The organism is uncultured Ellagibacter sp., from assembly GCF_934643285.1.
Taxonomy (GTDB): Bacteria; Actinomycetota; Coriobacteriia; order Coriobacteriales; family Eggerthellaceae; genus Ellagibacter.
Window position 1 is genome coordinate 23,684 of record NZ_CAKUBT010000018.1, and the last position, 11,398, is coordinate 35,081.

7 protein-coding genes are annotated in these 11,398 nt (G+C 61.6%); 1 reads left to right on the forward strand and 6 read right to left on the reverse strand.

All coding sequences use genetic code 11. The features are described from left to right. Positions 1 to 5 precede the first annotated feature (5 nt). The 3 genes from Q0I65_RS07835 to Q0I65_RS07845 all read right to left on the reverse strand — a co-directional run bounded on the left by Q0I65_RS07835 (position 6) and on the right by Q0I65_RS07845 (position 3,742). Positions 6 to 623, reverse strand: a complete 618-nt coding sequence (locus Q0I65_RS07835; RefSeq protein ID WP_296062052.1) for a 4Fe-4S dicluster domain-containing protein — start codon at positions 621 to 623, stop codon at positions 6 to 8. A 14-nt stretch (positions 624 to 637) separates the two neighbouring features. Further along, positions 638 to 2,785, reverse strand: coding sequence for a molybdopterin dinucleotide binding domain-containing protein (locus Q0I65_RS07840; RefSeq protein ID WP_366513238.1), 2,148 nt, complete (start codon positions 2,783 to 2,785; stop codon positions 638 to 640). Positions 2,786 to 2,959: 174 nt separating this feature from the next. Next, complete coding sequence (locus Q0I65_RS07845) at positions 2,960 to 3,742, reverse strand: twin-arginine translocation signal domain-containing protein (RefSeq protein WP_296062053.1); 783 nt, start codon at positions 3,740 to 3,742, stop codon at positions 2,960 to 2,962. 255 nt (positions 3,743 to 3,997) lie between these two features. Here Q0I65_RS07845 and Q0I65_RS07850 point away from each other — a divergent pair, with 255 nt between their 5' ends. Beyond that, positions 3,998 to 5,845, forward strand: coding sequence for a LuxR C-terminal-related transcriptional regulator (locus Q0I65_RS07850; protein WP_296062056.1), 1,848 nt, complete (start codon positions 3,998 to 4,000; stop codon positions 5,843 to 5,845). Between the two features lie 214 nt (positions 5,846 to 6,059). Here the strand turns inward: Q0I65_RS07850 and Q0I65_RS07855 are convergent, their stop codons facing one another. From Q0I65_RS07855 to Q0I65_RS07865, 3 genes are all read right to left on the reverse strand, one after another. Beyond that, positions 6,060 to 6,473, reverse strand: a complete 414-nt coding sequence (locus Q0I65_RS07855; RefSeq protein WP_296062058.1) for a NifB/NifX family molybdenum-iron cluster-binding protein — start codon at positions 6,471 to 6,473, stop codon at positions 6,060 to 6,062. A gap of 661 nt (positions 6,474 to 7,134) precedes the next feature. Further along, the gene (locus Q0I65_RS07860) at positions 7,135 to 8,235 is read right to left on the reverse strand and encodes a nucleoid-associated protein (RefSeq protein ID WP_296062061.1); all 1,101 of its coding nucleotides are present in this window, start codon (positions 8,233 to 8,235) and stop codon (positions 7,135 to 7,137) included. A 1,035-nt stretch (positions 8,236 to 9,270) separates the two neighbouring features. Further along, on the reverse strand, positions 9,271 to 11,307 hold the full coding sequence (locus tag Q0I65_RS07865) for a molybdopterin-dependent oxidoreductase (RefSeq protein ID WP_296062063.1): 2,037 nt from the start codon (positions 11,305 to 11,307) through the stop codon (positions 9,271 to 9,273). Positions 11,308 to 11,398 lie beyond the last annotated feature (91 nt).

Here is an 11,398-nt window from a genome sequence, read left to right on the forward strand (position 1 = left end):
ACGTATCACCCCTCGTAGTGCCGCAAGACGTTGCCGCCCTTGTGAACTGCGGAGGCAACGGGCATTGCGAGCGTATCGTCGAGCCCAATGTAGTAGACATGGGGTGAAAGTCCCAGGTCGGGATAGAGCGTCTCGGTCTTGCTCGCGGCAAGCTTCTTCGAGAAGTCGCTCTCGGGATCGTTCAAGTCGCCGAACATGCGAGCGTGCGTGATGCACGTTCCCACGCAGGCGGGGAGCATTCCCTTGCTCGTGCGGTGCTGGCAGAAGGTGCACTTCTCCACCTCGCCCGAAGGCAGCTGGTAGCGCACCTGGTAGGGGCACGCGGCCATGCAGTACTTGCACCCGATGCAGCGCTCGGGGTCGACGACGATCGTGCCGTCCTCGGTGCGATGGCTTGCCTGGGTTGGGCACACCTTCACGCAGGGGGCGTCCTCGCAGTGGTTGCACAGCTTCGGGATGTTCGCGCGCCTGATCTGCCCGTCGGTTTCGACGTCGAAGCTCTCGATCCAGGTGTTGAAGCAGCCGGTCGGCACCTCGTTTTCCTGCTTGCACGCCACAGCGCAGGCGTTGCATCCCACGCAGAGGGACAGATCGATCAGCATACCAAGTTTTTTCTCACTCATCGTTTATCCCTCCTTTAGGCTTTCTCGATCTTGTACATGCCGCCCGAGCGTCCAGGAGAGGTTCCCTCGGGGTCTGCCAGGGGATAGATCTCACTGATCGTCGGGTCGAGCATCGTCTGCAGGTGGATGCCCGAGCCGATTGCCGGGTTGCCCTTGCGGGTTTGTTCGCCTTCGATGGCGATGTCTTGCGCACCGTAGGCGCGATGCCCGTAGCCGTAGGCCACGCCGAAGGTGCCTTCGGCGATGCCGCCGCGAACCATGGCCTCACCTTCCATCACGTCACCCGAGGGGTTCGTGATCTTGATGGTGTCGCCATCCTTGATGGCGAGCGCCTTCGCGTCGTCGCGGTTGAGCTCGAGGTAGTTGTGGTCGCACAAGTCGCGCATGATCGGGCTGTTGGCCAAGAAGGAGATCGAACGGAAGCGCGGCTTGTAGTTCGTCGAGCGGAACGGGTATTCCTCGCGCGAGTAATGGTCCTCGAGCGTGGAGTTGTCGGCGAAGCGCTCGGGGTCGTTGGTAAGCGTGCCCGAGAGCTTTTCCCCGGTGTAGGGGTTCGCGTCGGCCGCCTTGCGGTTGCTGTAGAAGTGCGTCAAGTTCTCGGTGGCGTACTTGATGGCGCCGTTCTTGCCGATGCAGTCCTCCATGGGCCAGAAGCGACCGCCGCGCGAGAGCACGTTCAAAACCTTCGGCCACTCCTCTTCGCTCACGGCGTTCTTCCATGCTTCGGGAAGGTTGTCGAGCGCCTGCAGCTTCATGTCCTTGGAGGCGACATCGTCGACGGGGGTGGCGTCGTAGGCGAGGTTGGCAACGGCTTTCAGGAAGAAGTCGCACGCGTCGTTGAGCGGCCAGGTCTTGCCGTCGACGTCGGTCATGGCGTTGTCGCCGAAGCCGGGCATGTCGCAGACCTTGGCAACGTCGCAGCAGAACGCCTCGAAGCTTGCATGGCGGCCGCCCGAGATCTCGATGGTCTCGGGAGTCTTCGCAGGCCAGCGGACGGAGTTGCCCTTGCTCTTGAAGAAGCCCTCGTTGGTGACTACGCCGAAGCTCTCAAAGGGGTTCGTGTCGGGCACGATGTAGTCGGCGTACTGCGCATGCTCGCCGATGACGACGTCGCAAGCGATGTGCAGCGGGATGATCGAGGTGTCCTTCATACGCTCGAGTACGGAGTCGCGCAGAAGGCCGGAGGTCGCCTGGAGGGTGTTGGTCATCCAGGACATGACGATCTTCGCCTGATAGGGATACTTGCACAGCGCCGAGATGAGCGCCTGGTTGTCCGAGACGCCGGTGTGGCTGAACCAGGGAAGCAGTGGCTTCGGGTCGGTTTCGCCTGCGGCGACGCGGTTTTTGTACTCGTCGGTCTTCTTCCAGATGCGCTTCGTGCGGCCGATGTTCTGGCAGTTCTTTGCGTCGGTGAGCGCCGGCTTGCCCGCGATGGTGGAAAGCTTGTAGCGCTTGCCGTCGGCGGTGGTGGCGGCTCCGATGCGGCGGGCAACCATGCCGCCGAGCATCTGGTTCGAGCCGATGAGCGCGTTTAAGAAGGTATAGGCGGCCATGGAGCTCACGCCGTTGGCAGCTGCGGTCGAGCCGAGGCCCGTCGTTGCGGCCTTCACGCCGTGGGAAGTGAACTCGCGCGCAACGTCTTCAATCGTCTCGCGCGGCACGCCGCAGATCTCGGCGTACTCGTCCATGGTGTTCGAGAAAGCGCTGTCCTTGAGGTAGAGGAACGCGGAGCGGACCTTGATGCCGTTCACTTCGCCCTCGAAGTCGATGAGGCCTCGCTCGGCGTCGGTGTTTAAGGCCGCCTCGTTCTTCTCGGCGTCCATGACCACGTAGTAGGTCGGCTTGGTCTTCGCTGTGGGATCGGCCTCGGGCTCGGTGAGCCCTGCGTCCGCGGCGGTCATGAGCTTGCCGTTGTTCGCGGAGGACTCGTCGTCGATGACGAGGAAGGTTGCGCTCGTGTAGGAGGCGAAACCGCCGGCGACGGCAGCCTTGTAGCTGGTGAATCCCAGATAATCGGCGTTGTAGGCCTTGTTCTCGATGATCCAGCGGGTCATGCCGAGGGCCAACTGGCCGTTCGTGGCGGTCTTGATGGGGTGCCAGGTGATGCCCTTGGCACCCGGCGTGCAGCAGCCATTGCCGAGCACGGGGTCGAAGACGTCCATCTTTGCGCCATGCTCTTGCAGGTTGATCAGGGTGTCACGTGCAATTTCCTGGAAGCTCTTGCCGTTAGTTCCAGGTGCGGTGCCCAACCACAGAATATATTCGGCGTCTAATGCGTCGGGGCGAAGGGAACGGGACCCAGTGTGAAAGTACGAACTCGCACTTGCGGAGCCGCCTCAAGTGGAGGCGTGGCCAAATTGGTTGACCGACCCGAAGCAGTTCGCGAAGCGTCCGCCGAAGGTGGTGCGGCCGTCGCCACGCCCGCCCAAAAGGACGAACTGGTTGGATTTCGGTCCGAGCGTCGGCTCGTCGGGATTGAGCGGCGTCTCGGTGTCATGGATGGAGAGGAAGCCTTCGATTTCCTGGTCTTCCCCGATGTCGGCGAACAGCTTGCCGCCTTCCGTGACTTCCTTGATGAGCTGATCCCAGCTGATGGGCTTCCACTTGCCCTCGCCTCGAGCGCCCGCGCGCTTGAGCGGCATGGTGATGCGGTCGGGCTGCCCATAGCCGTCCTGCGTCGCCTGGCCGCGTCCGCACGACGTGCCGCGCGTGGAGTTGCCATAGCCGTTGGCATAGCTCATAGAGCGATAGGCGTCCTCAAGCGGCGCCTCGAACGGCAGGTACGGGTTTGCGCAGCTTGGGTTGTACGGGTTTCCGCCGACCGAGTAAAGCGTGCCGCCGTCGCGGGAAAGCTTCAGTCGGTTGCCGCATGAGCTGTAGCATCCCAAGCAAGCACTGTAGCGGACGATGACGTCTTCGTTTATGTTGACGTCTCCGGTTTTCGGGTCGACCGAAGCTTCCAGCGGCTGGCCGTGGCCCGTTGCCGGCGCTGCGAAGTCAGCGTCTGCAGCAAGCGCTTTGTGGCTTTGCCCGGAGATGCCGACGCCCGCGACGCTCAAAGCGCCCGCGGCCCCCATGGCGGCAAGGAAGCTCCTTCGACTCATTTTGGTCGATTCCATAATTCCCCTCCTTCTCGAAAAAATCGTGGAACCTTGAGGCCTAGTCTCGCAAGAAAGAGGGCGCGTCGTCATCGTAAGAGGATGGGTATATCGACCCTAATGCCCCATTTCCGGGTCTAACCACATTGTGACTATATTTCGTGTTTCCCCAGGAAAACGGGGTTGGTTATTAATCTAGTTACAGGTTTATCGGATAGATGGGCGAAAGGTGCGCTACACTTTTCCTATTGGGGGAAAGAGCGGGAGGAGATTGGCATGGCGTTCTCACTTAAGGCGCTGCCGCTTCAGCTTCGACGAAGCGTTGGGCTGGGGTGCTATCTCGCTTGGGTATATTGCTCGCTATTTTCGTGCGGGCTCGTCCCCGTGGTCATTCGGCTGTGCAGCATCGAGCGCTCATGGGTGTATTCCGGGATCGGCGAGGCCATCGCTGCGATTGCTGTTATCGTCGTGTACGCGCTGCTGCGCGGGAGGGGGCGCGGTGAGGCGGCGCAGCACATGATCGGCGCGCTTGGTGCCGGCTGCGCATGCATCGGGTCCGTTCTCGTCTGGGTGAGCCATCTCGACATCTCGTGGTATGCCGCGCTCACCGTGGCAGGCGGCCTGTGCTGCGGCGTGGGGCTTTCCCTGCTCGGGATCTTGTGGGGATCCCGCTTCAGCTACTGCGACGAGGAGCACATCGAATCGACCGTGCCGCTGTCGTTTGTGATCTCGTTTGTCGTGTACTTCGTGCTTTTGGCGGTGAAGGGGCCGCTGTTCATGGTGGTGGACGCCGTCTTGCCCGTCGTGTCCGTGTGGATTGTGTTTCGCCCTCGCTGCGGTCGCAGCGTCTCTGCCGATGGGGAGGCGGTCGGTGCGCTCGCTCATGTAGGGCTGCGCAAGCAGTTTTCCCATCTGGTCTCCCTTTTTGTGCTGTACTTTCTCATCTGGTTTCAGATCGCGCTGTTCCGCGTTGCGTCCTCGCCGATGACGTATGGCGGGCGATTCATGCACTACCTCGTGCCGTTCTCCATTGCGGCGGTGCTTGCGATTGCGGCGTTTCTCACGTGCATGCGACAGACGCGCTTCTTGAACTTCACCTTCCTCTATCGCTGGTCGGTGCCGCTGATGATTATCGGTTGCGGTCTTCTGCTGATCGACCTGGGCATTCCCGAGCAGCATAGCGTCGCATATGCGGTCAACTTCATCGCCATGTTCGGCGTCCAGATGTGCGTGTGGGTTGTGGCGCCGAAGTATGTGAGGCGCATCGGCGTGTCGTCGTTTGTCCTGTTCGGCGGCTTGTTTGCTGCGGAAGGCCTGGGAATTTCCCTGGCGCTCACCCTTTCGCTGCCACTTTTCGATGTTGGTGCGCCCGCTCTTGCGAACTTGACGCTTATCGCGACGGGGGCAGTCGCGCTCGTCGCGATGCTTGTCGGCTTCAACCCGCGCTGGCTGTTCTTGAGCGATGCCGTGCGTCGCTTCACCGACGCGGAGTTCGCCATGTCGATTCCTCGCTTGGCATGCTCGGCGTGCGCGAGCCCGTGCTCTGATGCGGGCGCTGCGGGGAATGGCGTGGCTCGCAGCGCGGCTGGCGGATGTGCTTCTGGAACCGATGCTCCTGCGGCTCCCGTGAATGCTATTGCGGACGGGGCACTTGCTGTTGGCGGTCCGAGCGCTATGGGTGGCGTTGCTATCGGAGCGAACGCTTCTGGCGCCGGTGCGAATGCCTCCGGCGGCGTTACGGCTGGTGCGAATGATGCGGGCTCAGGTGTGGAATACGGCGTTGCGGCTTCAGGTGGCATGCCTTTTGGCTTCGCCTCTACCTCTGCACCTGGCCCTGTTGCCAGGTCGGGTTCTGCCGTGCCACTTTCCGCGGGGGAGGAGCTCGCCTCCATCTTCGAGAAGACGGCGGAAGAGCTCCAGTCGCGCTATGGGCTTACCGAGCGCGAGACGCAGATCGCCGCGCTGCTCTTGTCGGGGCGCAGCCGCCCGTTCATCCGCGATGAGCTCGTCATCTCGCTCAACACCGTGCATGCGCACGCGCGCAACATCTACTCGAAGTGCGGCGTGCATTCCCAGCAGGAGTTCATGGACTTCGTGCACATCGATTCGCGCGAAAGCGAGTAACCGAGAAGGGCGGTGTGTGGGCCGCGCGCCCCAGGTCGCCCGCCCGCGCGTGCCGCGAGTTTCGGAGCGCTTGCGAGTGGACGGCGCCGTATGATACGGTCGCGTCTCGTCACCGCGGCGCGCCCTGCAAGGCCACGCCTTCTTCCCATCGCCCCAAAAAAAGAAAAAGCCCGCCAAACGGCGAGCTTTCTACGCGATTCTCTTTTTCACTTCTTTACGCGTTCGCTGTGAAGAAGTTCGCTTCCAGCTTCGCGAACGCATCGTCGACTTCTGCTTCTTCCTCGTCGTTGTTGAAGGCGAGGGTGTGGCACAGCTCGTCGGCGCCGATGAGCGTGTGGTTAATGTAAGCTTCGAGCACTTCGCGCGCCGAGCCTTCGACGCCAGCGACGACTTCGACGCCGGCGTGGCAGAGCATGTTTGCGAAGTCGTAGTCGATCCCGCCGGTGATAATGGTGCTGACGCCCAGGTCAATGAACATCTGCGTGGTGTCCTCGGCGGAAAGCCCAGGGTTCGGCAGGTTGCGGCAGTCAGCGATAATCCCTCGTTCGACGGTGTAGCACATGAAGCTCGCGCAATGCACGGCATGGGGCGATACGCCTAAACCCTCGCATGCTACGATAATAATCATCTATCACGTTCCTTCTCTAATCTTCTCGTTGTATCCAAGATAACGTGCGGGGAACGCGATTTGAATGGTGCGCCCGCCAGCGGAATTATAGATGCCACGAGTGACATTTAACGCGCATGCGGTGCACGAAACGACCATGGTTCCATCATGATTCAATAGTTTGCATCCTACCATCTGGCTGAATTGCCTGCGGTTCATACTCCATAGGTGAGGAATCTTTGCGGCGAAGAGGCCTGCTGGAAGGGGGAACCGCGACGGAAGGGGCGGGCGGGGCGGACGTTCAGCTGAGGGGTTGAGGTTGACATCCTCAGGTTGGCTGACCAGGTACAAGATAGAGCGAATGCGAGTCAGCCTTTGCGCATGATGGATTTGGGGCGTCTTTGCGGCTCATTTTCATTTGGGGGCGCACTCCCTTTCCGGGGGAGCCGCCCTTGCCCCTTCGGCTTCCCAATATGAGGCCCTTTGCGGTCTGCTGCTCTTAGGGCGTGTTTGCCTGCTCGCTTTTCCGCAGTGCCGAAGTGCCCCGCAGAATCGCACTGACGAGAAGCCCATAAGGGCGAATCGGCGGGAAAACTGTGCCGCAGCACGTAATCGGGAAAGCCCACGCACCAAACACCGTTGTCCTCGTGCACTTCCCCCTGTTTGCCTCCTCTGAGCGCCGCTACTTGTTCTCGATGCTTCCGATGTTTTTGAGCTCGATGCGGATAAGCCCGTTTGACGTGCTGGTGAACTCGATGAACTCGGGATTCTGCGCGTACTCCGCCGGGAAGGTGATCTCGATGCCGGTGTCGGTGCGGATCTTGTGGTTGCGCGTGACGCGCTTGGCAACCGCGCGCTCGACGGGCGCGTGCTCGGGAAGGTTTTCCTTCTGCGCCGCCTCGACGAAGCTGCGGCGCGGCCCCTCGTCCTCAAACACCTCTTCGACGAACTCGTCAAAGGGCACCTCATCGGAGTCTTCGGCGTTCTCTGCGACGTACGCCTTCGCCTTCGCCGTGGCGATCGCCGCATTGTTGCCGTATTCGTTGGCAACCTCCTCGACCAGGCGCATCGTCGTGTCGATGAGCTCCTTGCTCGACGCTTCCATCGTGCACTGAAGCAGGCCCTGCGGGATGAGGTAGCGCTCCTCGCCGGCAATCTCGCGTGCCTTGTCGACGAACTGCACCGACATGGTGCGCACGTCCACCAGGGCAAACGAGGAGATCTTCTGCGAGGGGCTTGGCAGGATGGCGTGGTGACGCTCGATGCGGTTCACCGACGCGCCGTCTTCGGCCTTGCTCACCTCGTGCATGAACGCCGGTTTGCTTTCAAGAAGCAGCAACCCGAAGTAGCGGGCGCTTCTCCCGGCGAACGCCGCATCGAGCTCGGCCTGGGCAGCCGCGGCTTCTTCTTCGGACATCTCCGCGAGGTCATCCGCGGCGAGCTTCGGGGCGCGCGGCGAGTCCTCGAAATCAACGACGAGCAGGTCGCACGAGGCCGGCTGCTCCATGCGGCCAAGTTCGCTTCCAAGGAACTCGGCGATCATGAGCGAGAGGTCGGTGAAGTTGCTTTGCCCGTTCAGGTAGGCGCAAAGTTCGTTTTTGAAACCGCTTTCGGCCTCGAACTCGCCGCGCTTGTTGTCGATGTTGCCGAGCGCATGCTTCGCGACGCGCTGCACGTAGGATTTCACGTTCTTGTCCGAAAGGTCCAGCTCTTCCTGCGAAAACACGTTCGCGCATGAGACGAAATCGAAAACGTGCAAAATGGCGTGGTTGATTTTGAACATGGAATTGGGCTCCCTCTCGTGACGAATAGCGGGAACACACATTACCCCATGAAGTGCGCGCGGGCAAACGCTCGTCGGCTACGTGCGGTGGGGGGCAGGCATTTGAGGTGCGCGTGAAAATGGCGGACGCAAGTCGGTCTCGGTGAGATGGAGGGGTCGGGCGTTTGGGAGCGCGCGGCGGAGCGGTTGGACGTTTCGGAGCGTGTGCGACGAGGGATGCTTGGGCGTTTCGGAGCGTGTGCGAAAATGGCGTGCGCAAGCCATTTTCGCCGCGATGGAGGGTCCGGGTCGGGGTGTTCAAGGGCGTGTACAAAATTGACGATAAGTTGCGCAGGAATTGTGGACGACACCACAAAACGCATAATAATGGGGAATAACTCTGTTCGATTTCGCTTCGAATGGGACATTATTGGGACAGTAAAATCGATTATCGGGTCGACTTCATCGTTCCTTCACAACTTATCGTCATTTTTGTACACGCCGCGGGGTTGGAGCGGAGCATTCGAAGCCGGTTGAAGCCGCCCGCTTGCGGGGAAACGCTGCGTTCGGATGGGCTCTGCTGCTAGTTGAGGGGAGCCGCGAGCTCGCGCGGGGAAGCGCCCGCCCGCAAGCTCGCGCGGGGAGAAGCGTCCGCCCGCGAGCTCGCGCGTGGAAGCGTCCGCATGGGACGTTCGTGGGGAGCTTTAAGCCGCCGCACGCGAACATAAAGAAAGCGGGCGGGAAGGGATTGACACCCTTCCCGCCCGCGTGGAAGCGGTCGGATTGTGGCAGCTTATGCGCCCCCGGCCCTACTCCGCTTGCGGAGGCGCGCTCGGCGCTTGGGGCGCACCCGGCGCCCCGGGAGCACTCGGCGCTCCGGGAGCCCCGGCCGCTCCGCCCGCTGTCGGCGCCCCGGCTGCGGGAGCCTCGAAGGGCTCCCCGCACTGCGGGCATTTCTCGGCGCTCACGTCATCGCATACATAGTGGCACTTCATGCAAATCCGAGCGCCCATCGTCGTCGATGCTGGTCTGAAACACATGGCTCATCAATCCTTATCAGTCTTGCTCTTCACACTTGTAGACCTTGGCGCTCGCACCCGTGAGCGGCCAGGATCCCATCAGCGGATCGAGATACTTCGCGTCGTCGTCCAAAATCACGTTCACGTTCGACTTGAACACACCGAACAGCGACGGCTCGGCTTCGGGCTCCTCGGGGAACCACCAGTCATGCTGTACGCTGATGACTCGCGGATCGACCGTCGTCGTGGTGCGGGCGCGCTGCTTGATGCGGCCCTTGTGCGTCTCGATCCAGCACCAATCGCCCGGTGCGATGTCAAGCGAGATGGCGGTGTCGGGGTGGATATCGAAGATCGGGTCCGGATGCAGGTTGCGATATGCACCTGGCTGACGATGCTCGGTGTGGTAGAAGGGCATGAACCTGGCACCTGTGATCATGCAGAGCGGGTACTCCTTGGCGTACTCCGGGTCCGCTTCGGGGAAGTTCGGCGGGAACGTGAAGCTCGGCAGCGGGTCGAAGTTGCGGCCCGTCTCCTTCGCGAGCTTCTCGATGACCGTCGAGTACAGCTCCACCTTGCCCGTCGGGGTGAGGAACTTGAAGCCCGGCTCCTTGTACTTCTCCGGCACGTTGGGAACCTTCAGGTACTTCACCTTCTCGCAGAAGTCGCGGAACTTCATGCCGAAAGGCGCCACCTGGTCGTTCATCATGTCCTCGTACTTCGGACCCCACCACTTGTCGGCGAAGCCAAGGCGCTCGGAAAGCCCGTACCAGAACTCGTAGTCATCGCGGAAGTCGATGTTGGTGCCGCCTTCGAAGCGCTCGAGGACGGGCATGCTGCCAGCCATGCTCACCTGCTCGACGTCCATGGTCGGGTAACCGATGCTGCAGCGCTCGAGCCACGTCGCCGCGGGCAGCACGTAGTCGGCCAGCGCCGCCGTCGGCGTCATGAAGTAATCGTGCACGATGAGCAAATCAAGGCTCTTCAGCGCTTCATGCACGAGCTTCGTGTTGCTGAACGCGAGCATCGGGTTGTCCGCCTGCACGATGCATGCCTTGATGGGGTAGGGGTCGCCGCTGATCATCTGGCGGAACATCGTCGGCGCGTTGCTGTAGGGATAGAAGCGCGGGTAGGCCTTCGAGATGATGTCCCAGCCCTTGAAGGTGAGGCCCGGGTACATGTCGTTGCCGACCATCTTGTCGCGCTGCTCTTGGGAGAGGGCGTCGTGAGAGAAGTTCATGTCCTCGGTGTTGCCGCGGTCGCCCGGCATGGTCAGCTGGTCGCCGCCGACCTTGTCGATGTTGCCCGTGATGGCGCGCAGGATGGCCTTGCCCTGAATCGCGCTCGAGGCGTTGAGGCCGCAGCCGTCGCCGCCCTTCTCGCCCCAAGGCAGGCAGGCGGGCTTGGTCGTCGCGTACATGCGAGCCGCCTGGCGGATCTTGTCGGCGGGAATCCAGGTGATTTCCGCGACCTTCTCGACGGGATATTCCGCCGCGCGCTCTTTCAGCTGGTCAAAGCCGTAACACCATTCCTCGACGAACTCATGGTCGTAGAGGTCCTCCTCGATGATCACGTTGATCATGCCGAGGGCGAGTGCCGCATCGGTGCCGGGGCGGATCTGCAGGAAGAGATCGGCCTTCTGGGCGACCTCGCAGAAACGGGGGTCGATGACGATGAACTTCGCGCCGCGCTCCTGCATGTTGCGCAGGGTCCACTGCCAGTTCAAAAGCTCGGACGCAGCAGGGTTGCGGCCCCACAAAACGACGAGGTCAGCGCGCTTCCAGTCCGACTTATCGGAGCAGAAGCCGCCGTAGGTGCACGGCTCGAGCCACATGTCGGAGCTGTAGCAGATGGTGCCGTTGCCGCCGGTGTTCGGCGTGCCGAACAGGTTGGTGAACTTGTAGTGCAGGTTGGACTGCGTGCGGTATGTTCCCTCGAGGAAGCACAGGGTTTCGGCTCCGTACTTGTCGCGAAGATCGGCAAGGCGCTCGGCCATTTCGTCAAAGGCCTGGTCCCAGGTGATTTCCTCCCACTGGCCGCTTCCGCGTTCGCCGACTCGCTTGAGGGGTCTCTTCAAGCGGTTGGGGTTGTATGAGGTGTGTCAAGATTTCGGACACGCTTCGCCCGTCCTTCTCTCTATATCCTACGCGGCGGCAAGATCCGCTGCC